Source organism: Pseudomonas sp. B21-032 (genome assembly GCF_024748965.1).
Lineage (GTDB): Bacteria > Pseudomonadota > Gammaproteobacteria > Pseudomonadales > Pseudomonadaceae > Aquipseudomonas.
Genome location: NZ_CP087180.1, coordinates 778247 through 803790, shown reverse-complemented (window position 1 = coordinate 803790; position 25544 = coordinate 778247). Strand labels below are relative to the sequence as shown.

Genomic DNA, 25544 nt, shown 5'->3' with positions numbered 1-25544 from the left:
CTATTTCAGCACGATCCTTGAGGACCGCCATGTTCAGCCGTGATTTGACCATTGCCAAGTACGACGCCGATCTCTTTGCCGCCATGGAGCAAGAAGCTCAGCGCCAGGAAGAACATATCGAGCTGATCGCCTCGGAAAACTACACAAGCCCCGCTGTCATGGAAGCCCAGGGCTCGGTGCTGACCAACAAGTACGCCGAAGGCTACCCAGGCAAGCGCTACTACGGCGGTTGCGAATACGTCGACGTGGTCGAGCAACTGGCCATCGACCGTGCCAAGGAGCTGTTCGGCGCCGATTACGCCAACGTCCAGCCGCACGCTGGCTCGCAAGCCAACAGCGCCGTCTACCTGGCCCTGCTGTCGGCCGGCGACACCATCCTGGGCATGAGCCTGGCCCACGGCGGTCACCTGACCCACGGCGCCAACGTCAGCTCCTCGGGCAAGCTGTACAACGCCATCCAGTACGGCATCGACGCCAACGGCCTGATCGACTACGACGAAGTCGAGCGCCTGGCGGTCGAGCACAAGCCGAAGATGATCGTTGCCGGTTTCTCGGCCTACTCGCAGATCCTCGACTTCCCACGCTTCCGTGAAATCGCCGACAAGGTCGGTGCCTACCTGTTCGTCGACATGGCCCACGTTGCCGGCCTGGTCGCTGCAGGCGTGTACCCGAACCCGGTGCCATTCGCCGACGTGGTCACCACCACTACCCACAAGACCCTGCGCGGTCCACGTGGCGGCCTGATCCTCGCGCGTGCCAACGCCGAGATCGAGAAGAAGCTCAACTCCGCAGTATTCCCGGGCGCCCAGGGCGGCCCGCTGGAGCACGTGATCGCCGCCAAGGCCATCTGCTTCAAGGAAGCGCTGCAGCCTGAGTTCAAGACCTACCAGCAACAAGTGGTGAAGAACGCCCAGGCCATGGCCGGTGTGTTCATCGAGCGCGGTTTTGACGTGGTCTCCGGCGGTACCCAGAACCACCTGTTCCTGCTGTCGCTGATCAAGCAGGAAATCTCCGGTAAAGACGCCGACGCCGCCCTGGGTCGCGCCTTCATCACCGTCAACAAGAACTCGGTACCGAACGACCCACGTTCGCCGTTCGTCACCTCCGGCCTGCGCTTCGGCACCCCGGCTGTGACCACTCGTGGCTTCAAAGAGGCCGAGTGTAAAGAACTGGCAGGCTGGATCTGCGACATCCTCGCCGACCTGAACAACGAAGCGGTGATCGACGCCGTTCGCGAGAAGGTCAAGGCCATCTGCGCCAAGCTGCCGGTATACGGCAACTAAGCTCAGTTGTGATGTGAAAAAGCCCGGCTCTAGAGCCGGGCTTTTTTGTACCTGTAGGAGCGGGCTTGCCCCGCGATGCAATAGTGATCGCACCATCGCATCGCGGGGCAAGCCCGCTCCTACAGAGTCAAAGCCTCAAACCCTTCGCGAATCTTCGCCTCCGGCAAATCGTCGGCAATGAACACCATCACACTCTCGCGCACTTCCCCCTCTGCCCACTCGGTATCCCAATCAAAGCCATAAAGCTTGAGCACCCCCTGGAACACCAGGCGCCGATCTTCGCCGGCAATGTTCAGCACGCCTTTGTAGCGAAGCAGTTGCTTGCCGTGCTCTTCAAGCAACTGGTTCATGAACTCGCTGAGGCGGTCGATATCCAGCGGCAGGTCGGTGCGCAGGACCATGCTGGAGATCCGGTCGACACTCGGCGCCGCTACTACCGGGCGCACGTTCAGACTGGCATTGAGGTTGAAACCCCTCACATCGAGCAACTCGGCCAGATCGATCTTGCCGTGTTCCACCACCCGGATCGGCGCACGGCGGTTGATCCGCCCCAGGCGCTCGCTCAGGGCCTGGAAGCTGGCGGCGTCGACCAGATCGGTCTTGCTCACCAGCAGGCGGTCGGCAAAACCGACCTGGGCCTGGGCAATGGCCTGGGTCAGGTGCTGATCGGCGTGCGCGGCATCCACCAGGGTGATGATGCCGTCGAGGATGTAGCGCTCGCGCAGCTCTTCATCGATGAAGAAGGTTTGCGCCACCGGCGCCGGGTCGGCCAGGCCCGTGCATTCGATCACCAGCCGGTCAAAGGCGATCTCGCCGCTGTCCAGGCGCTCGAGCAGCAGGAACAGCGCCTTGGTCAGGTCGGTGTGGATACTGCAGCACACGCAGCCGTTGGCCAGGGTCATGACCTGCACCGGCTCATCGCCGAGCAGTTGGGTATCGATGCCGGCATCGCTGAATTCGTTTTCGATCACGGCAATCTTCAGGCCGTGCTCGGCCTTGAGCAGGTGGCGCAGCAAGGTGGTCTTGCCGGCGCCGAGAAAGCCGCTGAGCACGGTAACGGGAATTGGAGGTAACAAACCGAATACTCCTGAACGCTGAAAATGACTGTGGGAGCCCGGCGCGAACCGGGCTCCCACAGCTTTGTCACTGGCCTTGCATGCCGCTTTTCAACAGCACTTTGGCCCACCCTTGCCGCCGTAACGTGCCTCCTGGCGTTCGCGGAAGAACTCCTCGTAGGTCATTACCGGCTTGTCCGGGTGCTTGGTCTGCATATGCTCGACGTAGTTGTCGTAGTCGGGCATGCCGACCATCAGGCGGGCTGCCTGCCCCAGGTACTTACCCAGTCGACCGAGATCGTTGAACATCACTGCATTCCTCTTGGGTTACGCATCCGGCAGGGCCTGGAACGGGGACTCTTTGTCAGTCCGCTCTTTTTTGCCCAGGGCAGCGATGCCGACCTTGAGGGCGAAGAACAGAATGCTGAAGACCACGAACAGGAACAGGCCGGTCAGGGCCGCGTTGGTGTAGGCGTTGAAGATCACGTGCTGCATCTGGCCGATGTCCTTGGCCGGGGCCAGCACCTGGCCGGCGTCGAGCGCGGCGCTGTACTTGTTGGCCAGGGCCAGGAAGCCAACCGCCGGGTTCGGGTCGAACAGCTTGATGAAGCCGGCGGTGGTGGTGCAGATCAGCAGCCATACCGCAGGCAGCAGGGTGACCCAGATGTAGCGCTGGCGCTTCATTTTGATCAGCACCACCGTGCCGAGCATCAGGGCGATACCGGCGAGCATCTGGTTGGAGATGCCGAACAGCGGCCACAAGGTGTTGATACCACCTAGCGGATCGATCACGCCCTGGTACAGCAGGTAACCCCAGAGCGCCACGCAACCGGCGGTGGCGAGCAGGTTGGCGCCCAACGATTCGGTGCGTTTGAGCGCAGGCACGAAGCTGCCCAGCAGGTCCTGGAGCATGAAGCGCCCGGCACGGGTACCGGCGTCCACCGCGGTGAGGATGAACAGCGCCTCGAACAGGATCGCGAAGTGGTACCAGAAGGCCATGGTGTTTTCACCCGGCAGCACCTGGTGAAGGATCTGCGCGATACCCACTGCCAGGGTCGGCGCACCGCCGGCACGGGCCAGGATGGTGTGCTCGCCGATGTCCTTGGCGACTGCTTCGAGGGCATCAGGGGTGATGGCAAAGCCCCAGCTGCTGACGGTTTGCGCTACCGAGACGACATCAGAGCCGACCACCGCGGCCGGGCTGTTCATGGCGAAGTACACGCCTGGCTCGATCACCGAAGCGGCAACCATGGCCATGATCGCCACGAACGACTCCATGAGCATGCCGCCGTAGCCGATGTAGCGGGCGTTGACTTCGTTATCCAGCAGCTTGGGCGTGGTCCCTGAGGAAATCAGCGCATGGAAGCCCGATACCGCGCCGCAGGCAATGGTGATGAACAGGAACGGGAACAGGGTGCCCTTCCACACCGGGCCGGTACCGTCGGTGAACTGGGTCAGCGCCGGCATTTTAAGCTCCGGGGCGATGATCAGGATGCCGATGGCCAGGCCAACGATGGTGCCGATCTTGAGGAAGGTCGACAGGTAGTCACGCGGCGCCAGCACCAGCCAGACCGGCAGCACGGCGGCGACGAAACCGTAGCCCACCAGCATCCAGGTGATCTGCACGCCGGTAAAGGTGAACGCCGGGCCCCAGACCGGGTCGGCGGCAACCTGGCCCCCCAGCCAGATCGACAGCAACAGCAGCACCACGCCGATCAGCGAGATCTCGCCGATATGGCCCGGGCGGATGTAGCGCATGTAGATGCCCATGAACATCGCGATCGGGATGGTCGCCATCACCGTGAACATGCCCCACGGGCTCTCGGCCAGGGCCTTGACCACGATCAGCGCCAGCACCGCGAGGATGATGATCATGATCAGGAAGCAGCCGAACAGGGCGATGGTGCCCGGGATCCGGCCCATTTCTTCACGGACCATGTCACCCAGCGAGCGGCCGTTGCGGCGGGTGGAGAGGAACAGGATCATGAAGTCCTGTACCGCACCGGCCAGCACCACCCCGGCAATCAGCCAGAGCGTACCGGGCAGGTAGCCCATCTGCGCCGCCAGCACAGGACCGACCAACGGGCCGGCGCCGGCAATCGCGGCGAAGTGGTGGCCGAAAAGAATGTGTTTGTTGGTCGGCACGTAGTCCAGACCGTCGTTGTTGACCACCGCCGGGGTGGCCCGACGCGGGTCCAGCTGCATCACCTTGGTGGCGATGAACAGGCTGTAGTAGCGGTAGGCGACCAGGTAGATGGCCACCGAGGCGACGACGATCCACAAGGCGTTGATGGCCTCGCCACGACGCAGGGCAACCACACCCAGCGCACAGGCTCCTATGACTGCCAGCGCCAGCCACGGAATGTGGCGTAGCAGGCTATTATTGTTGTTCATGGTTTGCTTCCAGCTAGTGGATAAAAGACAGCCTTTCGAGTCTAGCGATACTGGCAGGAAAGGCCAGCCCCCACGTTGGTCTAGAGCCCTCCAGCGTGGTTGAACAAATCTCGTTATGCGCCCTTGCGCGGGCCTTGGCAAGTGCTGAGCTATAGTCAGGAAGAACCCCGGAGTGCCTGAACATGAGCGACCACCAAGAACGTCGACGTTTCCAGCGAGTTTCCTTCGACGCGCCCACCGAACTGCGCCAGGGAGCGCGAAGCTGGCCGGTCGAACTGCTTGACCTCTCCCTCAAGGGCTTGTTGGTCAAATGCCCCGAACCCTGGGACCCCGACCTGACCCAGGATTTCGAGGCCATTGTGCATCTGGACAAGCAGACCAAAGTGCAGATGCAGGTCGAGCTGCGCCATGAAGAAGGCACTCAACTGGGCTTTATCTGCCTGTACATCGATATCGATTCAATGGCCCATTTGCACCGTTTGGTGGAACTGAACGTAGCCGACAGCACCGAAATGATGCGTGAACTGCGGGAATTGATCGAAGATTAGAATCAGTTAGCGCCCTAACTACCTACCCCTCCTCTGCTTTTCTGTCCATCTGGACAGCTTTTTCAGCCTCCCTGTCATTTCTCACGCAGCCTTGCGAGGGCTGCGCGCGGCTGTTGGAACGATCTCTGCATCCAGCCCTGAAGCCAAACCATGGGTAGGACTGTTCCTACGCAAATCTAAAAATTGTATACAATTGTTCTGGCATTAACGTGTAGGACTTGTCTACAGTAGCGCCACAACAATAAAACTGAGAACTTGCCCCATGAATACGTCCTCCCCTAGCACGTCTTCAGCCCAGCGTCCCGAAGACGAGAACCTGGGCCTTGGCGCCAACCTGGCTTATGGCCTGCAGCATGTTCTGACCATGTACGGCGGTATCGTCGCCGTGCCGTTGATCCTCGGCCAGGCAGCCGGCCTGGGCCCTGCCGACATCGGCCTGCTGATCGCCGCCTCGCTGTTTGCCGGTGGCCTCGCCACCCTGCTGCAAACCCTCGGCCTGCCGTGGTTCGGTTGCCAGCTGCCGCTGGTGCAGGGCGTGTCGTTCGCCGGTGTGGCGACCATGGGCGCAATTCTCAGCAGTGAAGGCGGCGGTGGCTTGCCCGGGGTACTGGGCGCGGTCATGGCGGCGTCGCTGATCGGCTTTCTGATTACCCCGGTGTTCTCGCGGATTACCAAGTTCTTCCCGCCGCTGGTGACCGGCATCGTCATCACCACCATCGGCCTGACCCTGATGCCAGTGGCCGCGCGCTGGGTCATGGGTGGCAACAGCAAGGCCCCGGATTTCGGCAGCATGGCCAACATCGGCCTGGCCGGACTGACCTTCGTCATCGTCCTGGTGCTGAGCAAGCTGGGCAGCGCGACCATCTCGCGACTGTCGATCCTCCTGGCCATGGTCATCGGCACCCTGATTGCCTGGTCGCTGGGCATGGCTGACTTCAGCAAGGTCCTCGACGGCCCGCTGGTGGCGATGCCAACGCCGTTCCACTTCGGCATGCCGACCTTCCACATCGCCGCCATCCTGTCGATGTGCATCGTGATCATGGTGACCCTGGTGGAAACCTCGGCGGACATCCTCGCGGTCGGTGAAATCATCGACACCAAGGTCGACTCCAAACGCCTGGGCAACGGCCTGCGCGCCGACATGGCCTCGAGCATCCTGGCGCCGATCTTCGGCTCCTTCACCCAGAGCGCCTTCGCCCAGAACGTCGGCCTGGTGGCCGTGACCGGGGTCAAGAGCCGCTACGTGGTGGCCACCGGCGGGGTGATCCTGGTAGTGCTCGGCCTGCTGCCGATCATGGGCCGGGTGATTGCCGCGGTGCCGACCTCGGTACTCGGTGGCGCCGGCATCGTGCTGTTCGGCACCGTTGCCGCCAGCGGTATCCGCACCCTGTCCAAGGTCAGCTACAAGAACAACGTCAACCTGATCATCGTCGCCGCCTCCCTGGGCTTTGGCATGATCCCGATCGCTGCGCCGAACTTCTACGCGCAGTTCCCCAACTGGTTCGAGACCATCTTCCACTCCGGCATCAGCTCGGCAGCGATCATGGCTATCGTCCTCAACCTGGTGTTCAACCACTTCACCACCGGCAACTCCGACCAGCAGTCGGTGTTCGCTGCCGCTTACGAACGCACCATCCACTACTCGGACATCTCCGCCCTGCGCGATGGTGACTACTTCGAAGATGGCAAGCTGTTCAACGCCGAGGGCATAGAAGTGCCGGTGATGAGCGAGGGCGAGCATGGAGAACCGCCGGCGCGACGAGAGACGGTTTCGGAACACTGAATGAGTTAGCGGTTGAATCTTCGGGGCCGGTGCACATGCACCGGCCTTTTTGTTTCAGCGCGAAGCAAAGTAGCCATTCAATTGCTGCAAATCCTGCGGCTCCAGCACCCCGGCCAGATAACGTAACTGCAGCCAGGCGCGCAGGTAGTCGTAGCGCGCCTGGGCCAGGTCGCGGCGGGCGCTGTAGAGCTGCTGCTCGGCATCGAGCACGTCGAGGTTGACCCGCTCACCGCCGGCCACGCTTCTGCGCGTAGCGCTAATCAAGCCGCGGGCGGATTTGACTGCCAGTTCATAGGCACGGATCTTCGCCGTGCTGCTGGCGCAGAGATTGAATTGCTTGCGCAGCTGGTTGACGGTATCGGCGATATGCCCGTCGAGGCTGAAACGCGCACTGTCACGCTCGGCAGCTGCCTGGCGGGTCGCGGCCGACACCCCGCCGCCGGCGAACAGCGGCAGGCTGATCTGGATGCCGATGCTGTCGGTGTCATAGCGCTGGTCGTAGCTGCTTTCCGAGCTTGAGCTGGATTTGCCGCTGCTGGCATAGGCGCTCAACGTTGGCAGGTGACCGGCGCGCTGGCGCTCGACGGCGTAGTCGGCGGCAACCAGGGCGTGTCGTTGGGAGGCCAGCTCGGCGTTGTGGGCAACCGCCAGGTCGCGCCAGCTTTCAAAACCCAGGGGCTGCAAAGGTTGAACGCGAAATTCGCCACTCAAGGGCGCCAGGTCGGCGACTTCCAGCGGTTCGCCGATGATCGCCTGCAGGCTCCGCAAGGCCGCATCGAGGTTGTCGCTGGCTTCGATTTCCTGGGCCTGGGCCAGTTCGTAACGGGCCTGGGTTTCCAGCAGGTCGGTGCGGGTGCCCTCGCCGCCCTTGAGCAGGCGCCGGTTCAATTGCAGTTGCTCGGCATAAGCGCGCCGCTGGGCCTGGGCCAGGGCGATCTGTTCGTTGGCGAACAAGGCTTCACTGTAGGCGGCGAACACCCGCACCGCCAGTTCCTGGCTGCGGCTGCGAAAGCGCTCGTCGGCCAACAGCGCCTTGGCCACGCCCTGGCGGTACTCGGCCCAGGCGCCATAGTCGAACAGCGGCTGTTGCAAGGTCAGGGTCGAGGAATAGCTGCGGTAATCACGCTGGCTGGTGACGTTGCCGCGGGCGTTGGTCTGGGTCACTTCGGAGTCGTTGCGGGCATTGTTGTAGCGGTAGGACAGGTTCGGCAGCAGCGCCGCGCGGCCAATGGCGCGGCTCTCAAGGCCGGCATCGCGTTCGGCGATGGCGGCATGGAAGACCGGATCGTTACGCACCGCCAGGGCATAGGCATCGCCCAGGTCGACGGCGGCGGCCGAAAGGCTGGCACCCAGCAACAGCAGGCAGCACATCGCACGCATCGACATCATTCCTCCGCCAGGGCGACATGCACCCGGTCGGTCAAGGGCTTGAACAGATAATTGAGCATCGAGCGCTCGCCGGTACGCACGAAGGCTTGCACCGGCATGCCGGGGCGAATGTCCTGGCCGGCCAGTTGCTGCAAGCCGGCATCGCTGACCTTGGCGCGCACCTGGTAGTAAGGTTGCTGGGTTTGCTCATCGACCAGGCGATCGGCCGAGACCAGGGTCAGTTCGCCATCGACGCGCGGAGTTTTGCTCTGGTTGAAGGCGACGAACATGATCTCTACCGGCAGGCCCGGATGCAGGCGATCGACCAGCTCCACCGGGGCGCGAGCATCGATCAGCAAGGGCGCGTCCATCGGGACGATCTCCATCAGTTGCTGACCACGGGCAATCACCCCGCCATTGGTGAACACGCTCAGGCCCACCACCGTGCCGCTGGCCGGGGCGCGCAGCTGGGTGTTGGCCAGTTCGAAGGCGGCGCTGCGCAGGCGGTTGCCGAGGTCTTCAGCACTGGACTGCATGTCGCTCAGCTGCTGGCCGACTTCGCGCTGGTATTCCTGCTGACGTTGGGCCATGCGCAGTTTCAGCTCCAGGACCTGGCGGCGGCTGCGGCCGATATTGCCCAAGTCTTCGGAAATCGCGCCGTTGATCTGCGCGTACAGGCGTTCGCTGTCGAGCAGGCGGTTACGCGGGATATAGCCGTCACGGGCCAGTTCGCGCAGGCCCTGCAATTGCTCGGCAAGCGCGGCGCGCTGTTCTTGCTTGTGGCTCATCGAGCCCTGCACGCCGGCCAGCATGGCCTCGGCGCCGGCGATGTTTTCGCGCAGGCCGGCCAGCTCCATGTCCAGCGACTGGCGTCGGCTGCTGCGCAACTGGCGCTGCAGTTCCAGGGCGGTGGCGACCCATGGCTCGCTGGCCAGTGCCTGCAACTCGGCCGGGAAAGTGATGCTTTCCAAGCCGTCACGCTCAGCTTGCAGGCGCGCCTCGCTGGCCCGGGCGTTGACGTATTGCACCCGCAACGAATCATGCTGGGCCTGGGCCTGGGTGGCGTCCATCTGCACCAGCACCTGGCCGGCGCTGACGCTGTCGCCATCGTGCACCAGCAGGCGTTCGATAGTGCCGCCGGTGGGATGCTGCACCGCCTGGCGGCTGCCGGCGACCACCACGTTGCCCGCCACCGGCACGCCTTTGTCCAGCGGCGCCAGGGCTGCCCAGAGGATGAAACCGCCAAAGCCGCCGATCACCAGCCAGCGGCCCAGGCGGCTGTGACGGCGGGCATCGAGGCTCAGCAGGTTGTCGGGAATGGCTTGAGCGTGAAGCGACTGAGGGGCGGTCATGATCAGGATCTCGGGGTGCCATAGCTCATGCTGACGCTGGCCGCGCTGCGCAGCGCCGGAGTCGGAGCAGGCGTGGGAATGCCGGCTGGCTTGTGGCTGCGCTGCAAATCCTGCAGCACCCGCGCGGTCGGGCCGAAGGCCTGCATCTGGCCGTTCTGCAGCACCAGCAGCTTGTCTACTGCGGCCAGCAGGCTGGATTTGTGGGTAATCAGGATCAGCGTGCGCTGTTGCGCCTTGACCTGGCGGATCGCCTCGAGCAAGGCGCGTTCGCCGAAGTCATCGAGGTTGGAGTTCGGTTCATCGAGCACGATCAGTGCGGGTAGGCCGTATAGCGCCCGGGCCAGGCCGATGCGCTGGCGCTGGCCACCGGAGAGCCCCGCCCCGCCTTCACCAAGCTGGGTGTCATAGCCATTGGGCAGTTTCAGGATCAGCTCGTGGACACCGGCCAGTTGCGCAGCAGCCACCACCTGGTGCGAATCGACTTCACCCAAGCGGGCGATGTTCTCGGCAATGCTGCCGGCGAACAACTGCACGTCCTGGGGCAGGTAACCGATGTGCGCGCCGAGCAGGCCCTTGTCCCATTGCTGTAGCTCGGCGCCATCCAGACGCACCTTGCCGGCAGCCGGAGTCGCCGCGCCAACCAGCAAGCGCGCCAGGGTCGACTTGCCCGAGCCCGACGCACCAATGATGCCCAGGCTGTCGCCGGCCGCCAGTTCGAAGCCGAGGTTGGCCAGGCACGGCTTGCGCGTGCCCGGCTGCAGGGCGCTGAGTTGCTCCACCAGCAAGCGCCCGCAGGGTGCCGGCAACGGCATGCCGAGCGCACGCGGCGGTTGCTCGCTGAGCAAGCTGTGCAAGCGCTCATAGGCCTGGCGGGCCGAACCCCACTGGCGCCACACGGCAATCAATTGGTCGATTGGCGCCAGCACCCGGGCCATAAGGATGGAGCCGGCGATCATCATCCCCGGGGTAATCAGTTGCTCGATCGCCAGCCACGCGCCCAGGCCCAGCACCAGCGATTGCAGGGTCAGGCGCAGGCTCTTTGACACCGCAGTCACTGCCGCCGTGCGCTCGCTGCCCAGGTTCTGGCGCAGGAGAAAACCATGGTGCAAGCTGGCCCAGCGCTGGCGCACCGCCGCCAGCATGCCCATGGCTTCCATCACTTCGGCATTGCGCAGGTTGGCGCCAGCCTGTTGCCCGGCCTGCTGCGCCAACTGCCCGGCTTCGGCGAACGGCGCCTGAGTCAGGCGCTCGTTGACCCAGGCGAGAATCGTCAACAGCACCGCGCCCACCAGCGCCATCAAGCCCAGCCATGGGCTGAACAGAAACATCACCAACAGGTACACCGGGAACCACGGCGCATCGAAAAAGGCGAACAGCGCCTGGCCGGTGGCGAACTGGCGCAAGGTGGTCAGGTCGCTCAGCACCTGGTTCGCTGCACCCTTGTGGCCGGCCAGACTGGCTTGGTAAGCGGCCTCGAACACCCGCGGGTTCAAGCGCATGTCCATTTGCGTGCCAAGGCGGATCACCACCAGGCTGCGTACCCATTCCAGCAGGCCCATGAAGGCGAACAAGCCCAGCACCATCAGGCTGAGCATCAGCAGGGTCATCTCGTTGCCCGAGGACAGCACCCGGTCGTAGACCTGCAGCATGTACAGCGCCGGCGCCAGCATCAGCAGGTTGATCACCGCAGTGAACAGGCCGATGTTGGCAAAGCCGGCGCGGCAGGCCTTGAGCGCCTGCAACACTTCGTTGGCAGGGCGGGAGCGGGTGGCTTTCATGAACGTCCTCGACAGGGCAAGCCTGCGGGCGATTGACCTCGCCGGCGCAGGCTCGCAGAATTCGCACCACCGCCACCTGGGCCCGGCAAAGACGCAGGCGGCGGGGTAAGCAAGCAGCGAATGGAGGAGTGATCTTCCATTCGCTTTTTTTTGCCCGGGGTCAGGCGGCCAGGGCGAAGTCTTCGGCCAGGGCCTGGACACCCACGACATCGGCCGAGGCCACGCTCAGCGGGCCGGCAGCCAACGCAGCACTGACCACGTCGAAGCTGTCGTCGGTAGACACGCCGTAGCCGGCCAGCAGGTTGTCCAGCACGCCTTCCAGGGCCGAGGTGTTGCCCTGCATCAAGCCGTAGATCACGCTCTGTACTTCGTTGCCGGCACGACCGGCGCCCAGCGCGGCGTCCAGGTCCAGGCCGTTGAAGCTGACCACGTAGTTGCTCAGAGTGAAGTCGCTACCGCTACCGCCGCCCAGCACCTGGCCCAGGGAAACGTTGTCCAGTTCGCCCCACAGGTAGTGGTTGAGGTTGTCACCGGCTGGCAGGCCGCGGTCGAACACATAGTGCAGACCATTGGCAGTGTTGCTGTCGGCGATGAATGCGTAGTCGGAGCCCTGGCTACCATGGGTAGCGTACTGGTCGCCGCTCAGGCTGCCGTTGCTGAAGCCGCCGGTATTGCTTTGTCCATGACCTGCAGTGACGAAGCCCGAAGTCCAGAACGCCAGGTAGTCATCGATCGACGAGCTGGAGAAGGCGGCATCGTAAGTAACGGAAAGAGTCATAACGGTTCCTCGTTGCATTGCATGATTGCGAAGGCGTATTCCCTGCCTTCGTGTCGCCCGACATGGGCAAACCCGGTGTGGATCAGAATTTGTATTCGAGCATTGCGCTCAAGGTCCGGCCGCGGGCCAGCGACAGGTTGTCGGTGTCGCCCATGGCCACGAAGTAGGCTTCGTCGGTGGCGTTCTCCAGCGACAGCGCGAGGTTCAGGCTCGGCGTCATCCAGTAGCTGGCGTACAGGTCGTAGACCTTGTATTTGGGCCACTGCGCCTGGTCGATCAGGCGGTAGCCGTGGTCGTTGAGGTTCTCACCATTGCCCTTGCTGTAACGCAGGCGGGCGCCGACATCGAGGGTGCGGTCCAGAAAGCGCATGCCGACCGTCAGCGACCCTCGGTCTGCCGGCATGTAGCTGGCGTTGCCCATGATGTGACCGCAGCTGACTGTCTGATCGAGGTCGGCAGCGTCCTCGGCCCGCGAAACGCGCACTGGCAACATGATCACGCGGCTGCCGACCCGCACCGGGCGCAGCACCGTCCCGGCGCTGACCAGGCGCTGCCCTCCCCCCATGTACAACTGCTTGGAGCAGAAATCGTTGCTGCCAATCATGTGGGTATAACTGAGCTGGCTGTAGTAACGCCCGGCGTCGTAGTCGAGGCTGTATTCGACCCCGCGAAAACGCGTCTGCTCCAGGTTGTTCTGATACGCCGAGCGCCCGAGTGAAGTCCCCAGTGCAGAGGCGCCGGGCACATCGGCGTTGACATCCATGAACGAGAAATTGTCGATGCGGGTGTCGAAATAGGCGACCTTGGCGCCAAAGCGATCACCTTCCTGCAGCAGCGATTCCTTGAACAGGTTCACCCCCAGTTCCCAGTTGTGCGACTCCTCGGGCTTGAGGAAGGGGTTGGGATAGAGCATCTCGCTACCGCCACCATGGGGACGACCGCTCATGAATACTTCAGTCACTGACGGCGGACGCCAGCCACGTCCCCAGCGGGTGTAGACCTGCATCCAGTCGACACCGGGCTTCAGCGCAATGCCGAAGGTGGGCGAGAAACGGCCCTGCTCCTGTTCTTCGTCAAAGATCAGGTGAGTCTGCACGCGCTGAAGGTTTTCACCCGTGACACCCCTTGGGTACATCCAGGTGGTGATGCCGGTTTCGCCGGTGAGGCGGTAACGGTCGTAGCGCAATCCGGCATCGACCGTCAGCCAGTCGCCATGCTCGTACTGCACATCGCCGAACAGGCTGGCCATGATGCGCTTGCCTTCAGGCGTGGCCCCCTGAACGTAAGGCAAAGCCTGTTCGTTGAGTGCCGGGACCCGATCGGTTTTCGGTTTGAAGCGATCCTGGAAGAATTCGGTGCCGTAGTTAAAGGTGAGCTTGTCGGCGTCCCCCAAATAGAAGCGCGAAGTATTTTCCAGTTGCAGGCCCCAGGTATCGGTCTGAAAACGATCGTCATACGCCTCGACGCGGTTGTTGCTGCTGGCCGAGGCGTCATTACCGGCGTTCCAGCGATCCTGGCGGGTCGAAACGAAATACAGCTTGGCCTTCAGATCGACCAGGTCGTTGTCCGGGCTGTAGCTGTAGTCGAGCGAGGCGTTGCGGGCGTTGAAATCACTGCTGCCGGTGCGCTTGTAATAGAACTGCCGAGTCTGATTGTCGTAATAGGTCCAGGCGTCTTTGCTGTCCGTGTCGGTTTCCATGTAGTTGAGCTGCAGGCGCTGGTCGTTGGGCAGGTTCAGGCCCAGCTTGAGCAGTTGCGAGCGCGTGACGCTACCGGTCTCGCCGACCTCGGAGTGCAGCCAGTCCTTCCAGGCTTCGGGGTAGCTGGTCTTGCCGCGGATCTGGGTGCCGAGGTTGTCAGCGTTGTTGGTGCCGGCGCGGTAATCACCGAAGTGCCGCTCACTGACGCCCAGCAGTACATCGCCTAGCTCATTGCCGAAGGCAAACAATGCGCTGCCATTGAAGTTTGTGCCATTGCCCAGCTCACCGATGCCGTTGCCGGCGCGCAGGCGGCCACCGTACTCCTTGTCGGGGCCGAGAAAATCACGGGCCTGGACCGTGTTGAAGCTGGCGATACCGCCAATAACACCAGCACCGCCCATGCCCGCCTGGGTACCTTTTTCGATCTCGATGGAGCTGATGAACTCCGGGTCGATGAACATCACCCCGTTGCGCTGCTGATGGCCGTTGACGTTGAAGTTCTGGCGCATGCCGTCGATGTTCATATTGACCCGGCCATAGTCCTGCACGCCGCGAATGTTCACCGACAGCCCGGGGTCGCGTTGGTTGACCGCGGTGTAGACGCCGGCGGTTTCTTCGAGCATGTCAGCGGCGTGGCGCGGTGGGCGCTTGTCGATCTGCTCGCGGGTGATGACGCTGACCGAACGCGGCGTCTGGTAGACCCAGTCGGCATCGCTGTTGGAGTCGACATGGGTGGTACCCAGCTCGAGGGTCTGGCCATCATCACTGACCCGCTCCAGGCCGACCCGGTCAGTGCCGCTGAAGCGATAGCGCACGGGCGAACCGCGCAACAACAGGCCTAGCCCTTGCTGAGCCGAGTGCTCGCCGCGCAAACCCTCACTGCGCAGGCCAGCCAGTTTGCGGCTGTCGAAAAACACCTGGACCCCAGCCTGTTCGGCGAAGGCCAGCACGGCGCTGTCCAGCGCCTGGGCGGGAATGTCAAAGCGGATCAGGGCAGTAGTTTGGCTCGGGTGAGCGGGCTCGGCGGCCTGCACGCTACCGATCCCCATCGGCAAGGTCCAGGCCGCCAGCATCAGGCTGCTGGCAAGGGCTACCCGACCGAACGGCCGGGTGCGTCGTTGTTGTTGATTGCTCACGTCTGTTGCTCGCTGTGTTGGCGTTTTCTAGTAATGAAAATCAATCTCAACAAACAGACGTGCAACGCGGGAAAAGTCAGTAACGAAAATTCAAAAGAATTTCAGGGTGCTTGTTTCAGACGCCGCAGGTGAGCGCCGACAGCCCTTGTTGGCGGGCCTTGTCGCTGGTTTCGATGATCGATGCGGTGACCGCGACCTCATCACCACTGGCCGACATGTCACCGTCTTCGGCCACGCGGTAGCCCAGTTGGCGAAACAGCGAACGCACCTGCTCGGGCGGCGCATCAAAGTAGATCCCGTGCCATTCATAGCCGATGAACACCGCTGTGACCTTGATGCCGTGGAAGGGCAGATCGACCGGGTAGCTCACCTCCTCTTCCTGCGCCTGGGCAGGCAACGCCTGACGTTTGGCGATGGCCTTGTCGTAGTACGGCTCAAGCTTTGCGCCGAACTCGCACGTAGCGGGATCGAATTGCACCAGGTCGTCGGCCGCCAGCACGTGAGTGCTGGACACTCCGAACAGCAAGGCGCCACAGATGGATGAAGCAACACACGCGAGAAAACCACTGGCCATATCCCTGCCTTGAGATCGTCGTCAAAACGCCAGTTTCGTGGAAAACAGCGCGACCGACAATCGCCGGCGCAGCGATCAATAGATCAGCGTCAGCCCGGGCAGGTCGAGGCGGCTGGCCTTGAGCTCTTCAGTCAGCATGGCCAGCGCGGCATCGAGGTTATCCAGGCGAAACATGCCGCTGACCTCACGCCGGGCCAGGGCCTGGTCGCTGATCAGCACATGACCGCTGCGATAGCGATTGAGCTGTGCGGCCACCTCGGCCAGCGGTTCGCGCTCGAACACCAGCACGCCGCGCTGCCAGGCGCTGGCGCGACGCACGTCCTGCTCAGGCCATGGGCGAATGCCATGGGCGGCGTCGTAGCGCAGGCTTTGGCCTTCCTTGAGCACCTGCTCGGAACTGCCCGCTTGCGGGCTGGCCTGCAAGGTCACGGCAACACTGTGTTCGAGCATGCCGACCCAGGTGCCGCCGTCAGGCTCGGGGCCCACCACGAAACGCGTGCCCAGGGCGCGACTGCTGCCCCCTGCCCGCTCGACCACAAAGGGCCGTTGTTCAGCGCCAGAAACCGCTGCAACGGTGAACACTGCTTCACCGGCCAACAGGCGCACGCGGCGCTCGCTGTCGTTATAAACCAGCTCGATGCCACTCTGGCTGTCGAGGTCGACCTGGCTGCCATCGGGCAGCGTCACCTGGCGAACTTCACCCTTGGCCGTGGCGTAGTCGGCGCGCAATGCCAGCGCCAAGTTCGGCGCCTGCTCCACGCCCACTACCGCCAGCACCAGCAACGCCGCCGTACTCAGCGCCCAGCGCAGGCGTGAACGGCGCCGACGCCCGGCCAGTGGCCGAGCCAGCGCCGGGGCTGCCATTGGCGCGGACTGGTGAATGCGCCCAAGACGGCCGAGATCAGCCCAGGTCGCCTGGGCAAAATCCAGCGCCTGGGCATGGCGCGGATCACAGGCCAGCCAGCGCGCCAGCGCCTGCGTCTGCTCGGGGTTCAACGGGCCGGCGCAGCGCAGCACCGCCCACTCGGCGGCCTGCTCGCGAATGGCTTGCTCTGGCGAGTTCTGGCTGGTCACACGGTTCTCTCGAATTCTGGTTATGTGAGTGCTGACGTCTGAAGGCGCATTTCCCAGTAAACCGTTCGTCATCCTGGTTCCTGCAGACACTGCATCACATAGGCCAGGGCCTTGGCCAGATGCTTCTGTACCGAGCTGTCGGAAATATCCAGCGCCCGCGCCACCTCTGCGTGGGTCATGCCCTCAAGGCGGTTCAGACGAAACACTTCCTGGGTGCGTGGCGGCAAGTCGGCCAGGGCCCGGCGCAGGCGGCGCATGTGCTGCTCGGTGGCGGCGTTTTCGTCCAGGCCCGGGCTGTCTTCGACGATGGTTTCCAGTGCTTCGTGGGGCACCGAATCGGTCTTGCGCCGTTGCTGCTGGCGCACATGATCGATCATCAGGTTGTGCGCGGTGCGATACAGGTAGGCCGGGGTGTTGTCGATTCGTTCGCGGCCCTGTTGCTCGGCCAGGCGCAGGAAACTTTCCTGCACCAGGTCGGCAGCCAGCTGCGGGTCACGCACCTTGCGCGTCAGCAACCCCTGCAAGGTTTTCGCGTGCTTGAGGAACAGCCGCTTCAAGTCGGACTCCGCCACGCGAACTCCCTGTGGATGGCCGGAAAGAAGGCGGTATGCTACTCGTTAGTGAGAATCAGTTGCAACTTCACCCCGGCACGCCTTGCACGTGCCGGGATGCGAAGATCACTCGAACAGCGCGTCCAGCGCCTGTTCAAGGCGGGTCACGGCAATCACCTGCAGCCCAGGCGGCGCTTCCTTTGGGGCGTTGCCCTTGGGCACGATGGCGCGCTTGAAGCCATGCTTGGCCGCTTCCTTCAAACGCTCCTGGCCGCTCGGCACCGGGCGCACTTCGCCAGACAAGCCAACCTCGCCAAACACCAGCAGGCCGTTGTCCAGCGGGCGGTTGCGCAGGCTGGACATGATCGCCGCCATCAGCGCCAGGTCGGAGGCCGTCTCCAGCACCTTGACCCCGCCGACCACGTTGAGGAACACGTCCTGGTCATGGGTAGGGATGCCGCCATGGCGATGCAGCACCGCCAGCAGCATGGCCAGGCGGTTCTGGTCCAGGCCCAGGGTGACCCGCCGCGGGTTGGACAGGTGGCTGTCGTCGACCAGGGCCTGAACCTCCACCAGCATCGGCCGGGTACCTTCCCAGGTGGCCATGACCACGCTGCCCGGTACTTCTTCCTGAGCACGCGTAAGAAAGATCGCCGAGGGGTTGGAGACTTCCTTCAGGCCACGGTCGGTCATGCCGAACACGCCCAGCTCGTTGACCGCGCCAAAACGGTTTTTCACCGCGCGCAGCAAACGCAAGCGGCCGTCGGATTCGCCCTCGAAATACAGCACGGTATCGACCATGTGCTCGAGCACCCGTGGCCCGGCCAGCGCGCCTTCCTTGGTCACGTGACCGACGAGGAAGATCGCCGTGCCGCTCTGCTTGGCATAACGCACCAGCAAGGCTGCGCTTTCGCGCACCTGGGAAACACCGCCAGGCGCCGACTGCAACTGCTCGGTGAAGATGGTCTGGATCGAGTCTATGACCATCACCTTGGGCTTCTCCAGCCGGGCGGTGGCGATGATGGTTTCGATACAGGTTTCGGTCATCACCCGCAGCTTGTCCTGGGGCAGGCCCAGGCGCCGGGCGCGCATCGCCACCTGCTGCTGGGACTCTTCGCCGGTGACGTACAGCGCCGGCATGCGCGTAGCGATGTTGCACAGGGTCTGCAGGAGGATGGTCGACTTGCCGATGCCCGGATCACCACCGATCAGCACCACCGAACCGTCGACCAGGCCGCCGCCGAGTACCCGGTCGAGTTCGGCACTGGCGGTAGTGAAGCGCGGGATTTCCTCGACACTGACTTCGGCCAGGGTCTTGATCTGCGCCTGCTGCCCGGCCCAGCCGGTGCGCCCGCTCGGTGCTGCGGCCGCGCCACTCTCGAGCACGGTCTCGACCAGGGTGTTCCAGGCACCGCATTCAGCGCATTGCCCGGCCCATTTCGGAAAGGTCGCGCCGCACTCGGTGCAGCCGTACATGCGCTTGGCCTTGGCCATGGGGACGGTCCTCTGGAAAAAGGCACCATCATAGCCGACCTCGGGCGCCCCGGCGGGCAGAGAAAACGACAAAACTATTCGGTATAACCGCAGTCTGTTGCAGCAGCGCGGAGCATGAAGCGCGTAGCTGAATTACACTGCGTTTACCCAACTCATCTGTTACAAGGAATAAACCATGGGCGTGCTCAATGAATTCAAGGCCTTCGCGGTCAAAGGGAATGTCGTCGATATGGCCGTCGGTATCATTATCGGCGCCGCCTTTGGCAAAATCGTTTCATCTTTTGTAGGTGACGTGATCATGCCACCGATCGGTTTGCTGATCGGCGGCGTCGATTTCAGCGACCTGGCGGTCACCCTCAAGGCCGCCGAAGGCGACATACCGGCGGTGGTGCTGGCCTACGGCAAATTCATTCAGACTATCCTCGACTTCATCATCGTCGCCTTCGCGATTTTCATGGGCGTCAAGGTCATCAACCGCCTGAAACGCGAAGAAGCCGCCGCGCCGACCCTGCCGCCGGTGCCGACCAAAGAAGAAGAGCTGCTCACCGAAATTCGCGACCTGCTCAAGTCGCAGAATCGGCAACCCTGAACCCAGGGCTAAAAAAACGGCGCCTGCGGGCGCCGTTTTTGTTGGCGCTTACCAGTAGGTCTCGACCGCGACCTGACCGGGGCGGCGGCTGAGGCTGAGGTTCATGTCGCGCTGCTTGAGCACTTTGCGGGTGTCGTCGATCATCTGCGGGTTGCCACAGAGCATTACCCGCGAATGTTCCGGAGTCAGCGCCAGGCCCGCCGCGCGTTCAAGCTCGCCGTTCTCGATCAGGGTGGTAATGCGCTGGTTCAGCGCTCCCGGATGCTGCTCGCGGGTGACGATCGGGATGAACTGCAACTTGCCGGCGTACTCGGCCAGGTAGTCGCGCTGCTCCAGGCCGGCGATCAAATCCAGGTAGGCCAGCTCGCGGGCCTCACGCACCGAATAAACCAGTTTGATCGACTCGAATCGCTCCCACACTTCGAAGTCCTGGAGGATCGACAGGAATGGCGCGATACCGGTGCCGGTCGCCAGCAGCCAGAGGTCGCGGCCATCAACGAAGCGGTCGAGGGTCAGGTAACCGAAGGCCTGGCGATCGATCAGCAGGCTGTCGCCGGCGCCCAGGCGGCTCAGCTCACTGGTGAATTCGCCGCCCGGCACTACGATGGAAAAGAAATCCAGATGCTCGTCGAACGGTGAGGACACCATCGAATAGGCGCGCCAGACCACACTACCGTCTGCCTTGGTCACCCCAAGACGGGCGAACTGCCCGGCACGAAAACGAAAGCCCTGGTCGCGGCTGGTCCGCAGGCTGAACAGGCTGGGGGTCAGCGGCTGGACGTCGAGCAGCGTCTGGCGGGTGAACTTTTCAGCACTGGCAGTCATGGCTTGCTCCAAAAAACAGATGCCCCAGTGTCGCGCAAACGCCGAGGGATAAACACCGTTGGTTTGTAGTGGCATCAACCGCGGGCGCGGTACCAGCAGCACAAGCGACGCCGAAGGGAGAAAAACCCCTTGTCACAACACTTCAACAGCGACAGGAGAAAATCACTGCACGATGCCGGTAATAGCCCAATGATTTCGAACTGATATCAAGAAGATCGCTAAAGAACAGGCCTGCCAAAATGTTCACATTTCTATAGCCAAAAAACCCAACAAAACCGTGGGACATTTCCTACACTACTTTGCACCCTGCCAGATCTTGGATCCACCCCCTTGAGATCGCCCCCATGCCGCACTGGAAAGAACAGCAACTCGAGCAGTTGCTAGCCGAAACCGATGAACAACGGATGTTTGACCTGGCGGTTTCCCTGGCCCAGCAACTGGACATGGAGTACCTGTGTTTCGGCATGCGCGTGCAGATCGCCACTTTCGCGCCGCAAATGCGATTCTTCAACAACTATCCCGACGCCTGGAACGAACGCTACCAACGTTGCAACTACGTGGACATCGATCCCACCGTCGCCCATTGCCACCACTCCCTGATGCCGTTGCTGTGGTGCGATGATGTGTTCCGAGAGACACCGGAATTTCGCGAAGAGGCAAAATCCTTCGGCTTGCGCCACGGCTGGAGCCAGTCGGCCCACGACATGCGTCACAACGAAAGCATCCTCAGCATCGCCCGCAGCCAGGGCGCAATCAATCTAGACGAACTCTATGACAAGGCCGGCCAGACCATCTGGCTGTGCAACCTGCTGCACACGCTGATGATTGACCGCCAACCCGGGCAAGCAACCCCGGCGTACAACCTTTCGGAGCGGGAAACCGAAGTGCTCAAATGGTCGGCCGCCGGCAAGACCGCCGCCGACATCGCCTGCATCCTCTCGCTGTCGCAGAGCACGGTGAACTTTCACATCCGCAGCATCATCACCAAAACCAACGCCAGCAACAAAGCCGGCGCAATCGCCATTGCGGCGATGCGTGGCATGATCTGAGCCAACGCCCCCGTACCTTCGCAAAGCACGGTAGAATCACGGCCCTGTAAAGCGCGCCGCGCGCACGCACATCAATGCCCCAGAGCCTTACACCATGCCCCTGCTGACCAGCCCCTTCGCCGAACTCGACCTGCTTCGCCAGCCCGAACAAGCCAACGACCCCCTGCAAGCCTTCGATGCTGCCGACGAGTACCTGCTGGAGCACCTGGCCGCGCAGGCACCTGCCGCCGATACCCGGGTACTGGTGCTCAACGATAGCTTCGGCGCCCTGGCCATCAGCCTGGCGCCGCATGTCTCGGTGCTCAGCAGCGGCGACTCGCACCTGGCGCATCTGGCCCTGGAAAAGAACCTGGTGCGCAATGGCCTGGCCTTCGACGCGGTGCCGTTCGTGGCGGCCAGTAGCACCTGGCAAGGCCCGTTCGACCGGGTACTGGTACGCGTGCCAAAGACTCTTGCCCTGCTCGAAGAGCAACTGATTCGCCTGCAAGGCCAACTGGCGCCCGGTGCCCAGGTTGTTGCCGGGGCCATGATCAAGCACCTGCCACGGGCTGCTGGCGATTTACTGGAGAAATACATCGGCCCGGTGCAGGCATCGCTGGCGCAGAAAAAGGCCCGGCTGCTGATTGCCACCTTCGAGGCCAAGCCGGCGTTCGTTTCGCCCTACCCGACCCGCTACCAACTCGACGCGCCCCCCCTGGTGCTGCTCAACCACGCCAACGTGTTCTGCCGCGAAGGCCTGGACATCGGCACCCGGGCGTTCCTGCCGCACCTGCCCAAGGACCTCGGCGATGCACGGGTCGCGGACCTCGGTTGCGGCAATGGCGTGCTGGCCATCGCCAGCGCCCTGGCCAACCCGCAGGCGCAGTACACCCTGGTCGACGAGTCATACATGGCCGTGCAGTCGGCACTGGAAAACTGGCAGGCGGCGTTGAGCCCGCGTGAAGTCACGGTGCGCGCCGACGACGGCCTGGCCGGGCAGCCAGCGCAGTCGCTGGATGTGGTGCTGTGCAATCCGCCGTTCCATCAACAGCAGGTAGTCGGTGACTTCCTCGCCTGGCGGATGTTCCAGCAAGCGCGCGAGGCGCTGGTGGTCGGTGGTGCGCTGTATATCGTCGGCAATCGCCACCTGGGTTATCACAGCAAGCTGGCGCGCTTGTTCCGTGGGGTCGAGCAGGTGGCGGCGACGCCCAAGTTCGTGGTGCTCAAGGCGCGTAAATAGGCCAGTACCGCGTCGCCTGAGTCGCGGGTCAAGCCGCTCCCACAGGGCAAAAAAAACCCTCCGCAGCTGATGCTGCGAAGGGCTGTAAATCCGCCGCAAGGCGGGATGGGAAATTTCGTTTCAGTGCGTGCTCAATCCGGCCGCACTCATGAACAGGCGCATCAGCCAGGCGACCAGGGCCAGGCTCACCACGCTGCCGACCCAGATCGCCACCAACCAGCCCAGGCGCTGCCAGAGCGGTTTCTTCTCTTCGTCAATCGTGCCGTTGCCAGTCATTGCCATGCTCCCCTAGTGGTAGCCATCTTCGTGGGTCACCTTGCCGCGGAACACGTAGTAGCTCCAGAAGGTGTAACCGAGGATGAACGGGATGATGAACAAGGTCCCGACCAGCATGAAGCCCTGGCTTTGCGGCGGCGCGGCAGCGTCCCAGATCGAGATCGACGGCGGGATGATGTTCGGCCACAAGCTGATGCCCAGGCCGCTGTAGCCGAGGAAGATCAACACCAGGGTCAGCAGGAACGGGGTGTAGTGTGCGTTACGCGCCACCGCCCGGAGCAAACCGTAAAGGGTTACCAGGACCAGGATCGGTACCGGCAGGAACCAGAACAGGTTGGGCAGGCTGAACCAGCGCTCGGCAATGTCCGGGTGGGCCAGCGGCGTCCAGATACTGACGATGCCGGTCACCGCCAGCAGCACCAGGGCCAGCGGCCGCGCCAGGTCGTGCATCTGCAGTTGCAGCTTGCCTTCGGTCTTCATGATCAGCCAGGTGCAGCCGAGCAAGGCGTAGGCAACGATCAGGCCCAGGCCGCAGAACAGGCTGAACGGGGTCAGCCAGTCGAGGCTGCCGCCAGCGTAGCTGCGATCGACCACCTCAAAGCCTTCGATGAAGGCGCCCAGGGCCACGCCCTGGAAGAAGGTAGCCGCCAGCGAGCCGCCGATGAAGGCCTTGTCCCACAGGTGACGCTTGGCTGCAGTGGCCTTGAAGCGGAACTCGAAGGCCACGCCGCGAAAGATCAGCCCGATCAGCATCAGCATCAACGGCAGGTACAGCGCTGAAAGCACCACGGCGTAGGCCAGCGGGAAGGCGCCGAACAGCGCCGCACCACCGAGCACCAGCCAGGTTTCGTTACCGTCCCAGACCGGGGCGACAGTGTTCATCATCACATCGCGGTCTTGCTCGCCCTTGACGAACGGGAAGAGGATGCCGATGCCAAGGTCAAAGCCGTCCATGACCACATACATCATGATGCCGAAGATGATGATGATGGCCCAGATAAGCGGAAGATCAACACCCATGGTTCAGTTCCCCTTGTTCAGGCTGGCGTGCTCGCCATTGTCATGATCGTCATCGGCGGCAGACAGCGGCCGTGCCGGGGTGCGTTGCTGGCCGGGGCCACCCGGGTTGGTCTCGTCGCCTTCACCGGTTTTCGGCCCTTTGCGCACCAGGCGCATCATGTAGCCAAGGCCGGTACCGAACAGCGCGAAGTAGACCACCACGAACATCACCAGGGTCAGGCCGAGCTGGCCGTAGCTGTGGTTCGAGGCGCCATCGGCGGTGCGCATCAGGCCGTAGACCACCCAGGGCTGGCGACCGATCTCGGTGGTGAACCAGCCGGCGAGGATCGCGATCAGGCCGGAGGGGCCCATCCACAAGGTCAGGTACAGGAACGGCCGCGAGCTGTAGAGCTTGTCGCTCTTGCGCAGCCACAGGCTCCAGAGGCCGACGAAGATCATCAGCATGCCAAGGCCGACCATGACCCGGAACGACCAGAAGACGATGGTCGAGTTAGGCCGGTCTTCTTTCGGAAACTCCTTCATCGCCGGCACTTGCTTGTCCAGGCTGTGGGTCAGGATCAGGCTGCCCAGCGCCGGGATTTCCACCTTGAAGCGGGTGGTCTCGGCTTCCATGTCGGGGATACCGAAGAGGATCAGCGGGGTCGGTTCGCCTGGCTTGTTTTCCCAGTGGCCTTCGATAGCAGCGATTTTCACCGGCTGGTGCTTGAGGGTATTGAGGCCGTGGAAGTCGCCGATCACCGCTTGTACCGGGGCGACGATCAGGGCCATCCACATGGCCATCGAAAGCATCTTGCGAATCGCCGGGTTATCGCGGCCGCGCAGCAAGTGCCAGGCGGCCGAGGCGCCGACGAAGAACGCTGTAGCAACAAAGGCGGCAGTCGCCATGTGCGCCAGGCGGTAAGGGAACGACGGGTTGAAGATCACCGCGAACCAGTCCACCGGCACGACGACGCCGTTGACGATTTCGTAGCCCTGGGGGGTCTGCATCCAGCTGTTGGAGGCGAGGATCCAGAAGGTCGAGATCAAAGTGCCGATGGCCACCATGACCGTGGCGAAAAAGTGCAGCCCACGGCCCACGCGGTTCCAGCCAAAGAGCATGACGCCAAGGAAACCGGCTTCAAGGAAGAAGGCGGTGAGAACTTCGTAAGTGAGCAGCGGCCCGGTGACGGAGCCAGCGAAATCGGAGAACTTGCTCCAGTTGGTGCCGAACTGGTAGGCCATGACCAGGCCGGAGACCACCCCCATGCCGAAGTTGACGGCAAAGATTTTCGACCAGAAATGGTAAAGGTCACGGTAGACGCTGTTGTTGCTCTTCAGCCACAGCCCTTCGAGAACAGCCAAGTAGCTCGCCAGGCCAATGGTGATGGCCGGGAACAGGATGTGAAAGGACACGGTAAACGCGAACTGAATTCGGGCGAGATCTAGAGCCTCTAATCCGAACATAGTGCTTCCTCTGTCAGGTAATCCGGCGTCAGGCGGTGGCCTTGGCGCCAACTGCCCCCACGGTAGTTGAGTGCGGCAAGTTGGAATTGTTCTGTAAACATCACATCGCAGGGAATTCGGCCGTCTGGCCATGCCGTTGCAAATGAAACAATTGATCCAGATCAACGGATGCCTGAAAGGATAGTCCTGAACGGGCTGTGCGCTTGTGTGGTTGATTGCCGCGTGACCGGTTGTCTCACCCCCTTTACCGCGCCC

Annotated in this window: 22 protein-coding genes; 6 read left to right on the top strand and 16 right to left on the bottom strand. The window is 62.9% G+C overall.

Translation table 11 applies throughout. The annotated features are described in order from the left end of the window. Positions 1 to 29: 29 nt before the first annotated feature. Positions 30 to 1283 carry a serine hydroxymethyltransferase gene (gene glyA, locus LOY54_RS03525; RefSeq protein WP_093387878.1) on the top strand — a complete coding sequence of 418 codons (1254 nt, stop codon included), beginning with the start codon at positions 30 to 32 and terminating at the stop codon, positions 1281 to 1283. Between the two features lie 119 nt (positions 1284 to 1402). Here glyA and yjiA read toward each other — a convergent pair whose 3' ends face one another. From yjiA to LOY54_RS03510, 3 genes are all read right to left on the bottom strand, one after another. Next, positions 1403 to 2359: a GTPase gene (gene yjiA, locus LOY54_RS03520; protein ID WP_093387875.1), complete on the bottom strand. Its 957-nt coding sequence runs from the start codon at positions 2357 to 2359 to the stop codon at positions 1403 to 1405. Between the two features lie 90 nt (positions 2360 to 2449). Further along, positions 2450 to 2647, bottom strand: coding sequence for a YbdD/YjiX family protein (locus tag LOY54_RS03515; protein WP_010226397.1), 198 nt, complete (start codon positions 2645 to 2647; stop codon positions 2450 to 2452). Positions 2648 to 2665: 18 nt separating this feature from the next. Further along, positions 2666 to 4732: a carbon starvation CstA family protein gene (locus tag LOY54_RS03510; protein WP_258609311.1), complete on the bottom strand. Its 2067-nt coding sequence runs from the start codon at positions 4730 to 4732 to the stop codon at positions 2666 to 2668. 182 nt (positions 4733 to 4914) lie between these two features. Between LOY54_RS03510 and LOY54_RS03505 the strand changes: the two genes are divergently transcribed. After that, complete coding sequence (locus LOY54_RS03505) at positions 4915 to 5280, top strand: PilZ domain-containing protein (RefSeq protein ID WP_258609309.1); 366 nt, start codon at positions 4915 to 4917, stop codon at positions 5278 to 5280. Between the two features lie 262 nt (positions 5281 to 5542). Beyond that, positions 5543 to 7063 carry a nucleobase:cation symporter-2 family protein gene (locus LOY54_RS03500; protein ID WP_045195912.1) on the top strand — a complete coding sequence of 507 codons (1521 nt, stop codon included), beginning with the start codon at positions 5543 to 5545 and terminating at the stop codon, positions 7061 to 7063. Positions 7064 to 7117: 54 nt separating this feature from the next. Here the strand turns inward: LOY54_RS03500 and LOY54_RS03495 are convergent, their stop codons facing one another. The 9 genes from LOY54_RS03495 to radA form a co-directional block, all read right to left on the bottom strand. Then, positions 7118 to 8443 carry a TolC family outer membrane protein gene (locus LOY54_RS03495; protein WP_258609301.1) on the bottom strand — a complete coding sequence of 442 codons (1326 nt, stop codon included), beginning with the start codon at positions 8441 to 8443 and terminating at the stop codon, positions 7118 to 7120. Positions 8444 to 8448: 5 nt separating this feature from the next. Then, entirely contained in the window at positions 8449 to 9783 is a 1335-nt protein-coding gene (locus LOY54_RS03490) for an HlyD family type I secretion periplasmic adaptor subunit (RefSeq protein ID WP_258609292.1), read from the bottom strand. Positions 9784 to 9785: 2 nt separating this feature from the next. After that, on the bottom strand, positions 9786 to 11561 hold the full coding sequence (locus tag LOY54_RS03485) for a type I secretion system permease/ATPase (protein WP_258609290.1): 1776 nt from the start codon (positions 11559 to 11561) through the stop codon (positions 9786 to 9788). A 160-nt stretch (positions 11562 to 11721) separates the two neighbouring features. Beyond that, positions 11722 to 12339, bottom strand: a complete 618-nt coding sequence (locus LOY54_RS03480; protein WP_045195906.1) for a heme acquisition protein HasA — start codon at positions 12337 to 12339, stop codon at positions 11722 to 11724. A gap of 82 nt (positions 12340 to 12421) precedes the next feature. Further along, complete coding sequence (locus LOY54_RS03475) at positions 12422 to 15112, bottom strand: TonB-dependent hemoglobin/transferrin/lactoferrin family receptor (RefSeq protein ID WP_408980578.1); 2691 nt, start codon at positions 15110 to 15112, stop codon at positions 12422 to 12424. A 178-nt stretch (positions 15113 to 15290) separates the two neighbouring features. After that, complete coding sequence (locus LOY54_RS03470; protein WP_258609288.1) at positions 15291 to 15749, bottom strand: hypothetical protein; 459 nt, start codon at positions 15747 to 15749, stop codon at positions 15291 to 15293. Positions 15750 to 15824: 75 nt separating this feature from the next. Then, positions 15825 to 16823, bottom strand: a complete 999-nt coding sequence (locus tag LOY54_RS03465) for a FecR domain-containing protein (RefSeq protein ID WP_258609286.1) — start codon at positions 16821 to 16823, stop codon at positions 15825 to 15827. A 68-nt stretch (positions 16824 to 16891) separates the two neighbouring features. Then, positions 16892 to 17395: an RNA polymerase sigma factor gene (locus tag LOY54_RS03460; RefSeq protein ID WP_045195901.1), complete on the bottom strand. Its 504-nt coding sequence runs from the start codon at positions 17393 to 17395 to the stop codon at positions 16892 to 16894. Between the two features lie 105 nt (positions 17396 to 17500). Beyond that, positions 17501 to 18868 (bottom strand): DNA repair protein RadA, encoded by a 1368-nt coding sequence (gene radA, locus LOY54_RS03455; RefSeq protein WP_045195900.1) that lies wholly within the window; start codon positions 18866 to 18868, stop codon positions 17501 to 17503. 175 nt (positions 18869 to 19043) lie between these two features. Here radA and mscL point away from each other — a divergent pair, with 175 nt between their 5' ends. After that, entirely contained in the window at positions 19044 to 19457 is a 414-nt protein-coding gene (gene mscL, locus LOY54_RS03450) for a large-conductance mechanosensitive channel protein MscL (protein ID WP_213602487.1), read from the top strand. A 48-nt stretch (positions 19458 to 19505) separates the two neighbouring features. Here the strand turns inward: mscL and LOY54_RS03445 are convergent, their stop codons facing one another. After that, positions 19506 to 20282 (bottom strand): ferredoxin--NADP reductase, encoded by a 777-nt coding sequence (locus LOY54_RS03445; RefSeq protein ID WP_093387852.1) that lies wholly within the window; start codon positions 20280 to 20282, stop codon positions 19506 to 19508. 344 nt (positions 20283 to 20626) lie between these two features. On the opposite strand from LOY54_RS03445, the gene LOY54_RS03440 reads away from it, so the two are divergent. Together LOY54_RS03440 and LOY54_RS03435 are read left to right on the top strand one after the other, a co-directional pair. Beyond that, the gene (locus tag LOY54_RS03440) at positions 20627 to 21331 is read left to right on the top strand and encodes an autoinducer binding domain-containing protein (protein ID WP_258609284.1); all 705 of its coding nucleotides are present in this window, start codon (positions 20627 to 20629) and stop codon (positions 21329 to 21331) included. A 94-nt stretch (positions 21332 to 21425) separates the two neighbouring features. Then, the gene (locus LOY54_RS03435; RefSeq protein ID WP_258609282.1) at positions 21426 to 22550 is read left to right on the top strand and encodes a methyltransferase; all 1125 of its coding nucleotides are present in this window, start codon (positions 21426 to 21428) and stop codon (positions 22548 to 22550) included. A gap of 120 nt (positions 22551 to 22670) precedes the next feature. On the opposite strand, the gene LOY54_RS03430 is transcribed toward LOY54_RS03435, so the two are convergent. From LOY54_RS03430 to LOY54_RS03420, 3 genes are read right to left on the bottom strand one after another with little or no spacing between them, the layout of a single operon-like run. Beyond that, on the bottom strand, positions 22671 to 22826 hold the full coding sequence (locus LOY54_RS03430; RefSeq protein WP_258609274.1) for a DUF2474 domain-containing protein: 156 nt from the start codon (positions 22824 to 22826) through the stop codon (positions 22671 to 22673). 12 nt (positions 22827 to 22838) lie between these two features. Next, positions 22839 to 23846 carry a cytochrome d ubiquinol oxidase subunit II gene (gene cydB, locus LOY54_RS03425; RefSeq protein ID WP_045195891.1) on the bottom strand — a complete coding sequence of 336 codons (1008 nt, stop codon included), beginning with the start codon at positions 23844 to 23846 and terminating at the stop codon, positions 22839 to 22841. A gap of 3 nt (positions 23847 to 23849) precedes the next feature. Continuing rightward, positions 23850 to 25289 (bottom strand): cytochrome ubiquinol oxidase subunit I, encoded by a 1440-nt coding sequence (locus LOY54_RS03420; protein WP_045195889.1) that lies wholly within the window; start codon positions 25287 to 25289, stop codon positions 23850 to 23852. Positions 25290 to 25544: the final 255 nt, after the last annotated feature.

Coding starts and splice junctions, on each gene's coding strand:
- LOY54_RS03505 (WP_258609309.1), top strand. CDS start 4,915: ATGAGCGACCACCAAGAACGTCGACGTTTCCAGCGAGTTTCCTTCGAC.
- LOY54_RS03475 (WP_408980578.1), bottom strand. CDS start 15,112: ATGCTGGCGGCCTGGACCTTGCCGATGGGGATCGGTAGCGTGCAGGCC.
- LOY54_RS03495 (WP_258609301.1), bottom strand. CDS start 8,443: ATGCGTGCGATGTGCTGCCTGCTGTTGCTGGGTGCCAGCCTTTCGGCC.
- LOY54_RS03480 (WP_045195906.1), bottom strand. CDS start 12,339: ATGACTCTTTCCGTTACTTACGATGCCGCCTTCTCCAGCTCGTCGATC.
- glyA (WP_093387878.1), top strand. CDS start 30: ATGTTCAGCCGTGATTTGACCATTGCCAAGTACGACGCCGATCTCTTT.
- LOY54_RS03430 (WP_258609274.1), bottom strand. CDS start 22,826: ATGACTGGCAACGGCACGATTGACGAAGAGAAGAAACCGCTCTGGCAG.
- cydB (WP_045195891.1), bottom strand. CDS start 23,846: ATGGGTGTTGATCTTCCGCTTATCTGGGCCATCATCATCATCTTCGGC.
- LOY54_RS03500 (WP_045195912.1), top strand. CDS start 5,543: ATGAATACGTCCTCCCCTAGCACGTCTTCAGCCCAGCGTCCCGAAGAC.
- mscL (WP_213602487.1), top strand. CDS start 19,044: ATGGGCGTGCTCAATGAATTCAAGGCCTTCGCGGTCAAAGGGAATGTC.
- LOY54_RS03485 (WP_258609290.1), bottom strand. CDS start 11,561: ATGAAAGCCACCCGCTCCCGCCCTGCCAACGAAGTGTTGCAGGCGCTC.
- LOY54_RS03435 (WP_258609282.1), top strand. CDS start 21,426: ATGCCCCTGCTGACCAGCCCCTTCGCCGAACTCGACCTGCTTCGCCAG.
- LOY54_RS03490 (WP_258609292.1), bottom strand. CDS start 9,783: ATGACCGCCCCTCAGTCGCTTCACGCTCAAGCCATTCCCGACAACCTG.
- LOY54_RS03420 (WP_045195889.1), bottom strand. CDS start 25,289: ATGTTCGGATTAGAGGCTCTAGATCTCGCCCGAATTCAGTTCGCGTTT.
- LOY54_RS03440 (WP_258609284.1), top strand. CDS start 20,627: ATGCCGCACTGGAAAGAACAGCAACTCGAGCAGTTGCTAGCCGAAACC.
- LOY54_RS03515 (WP_010226397.1), bottom strand. CDS start 2,647: ATGTTCAACGATCTCGGTCGACTGGGTAAGTACCTGGGGCAGGCAGCC.
- LOY54_RS03510 (WP_258609311.1), bottom strand. CDS start 4,732: ATGAACAACAATAATAGCCTGCTACGCCACATTCCGTGGCTGGCGCTG.
- LOY54_RS03445 (WP_093387852.1), bottom strand. CDS start 20,282: ATGACTGCCAGTGCTGAAAAGTTCACCCGCCAGACGCTGCTCGACGTC.
- LOY54_RS03470 (WP_258609288.1), bottom strand. CDS start 15,749: ATGGCCAGTGGTTTTCTCGCGTGTGTTGCTTCATCCATCTGTGGCGCC.
- radA (WP_045195900.1), bottom strand. CDS start 18,868: ATGGCCAAGGCCAAGCGCATGTACGGCTGCACCGAGTGCGGCGCGACC.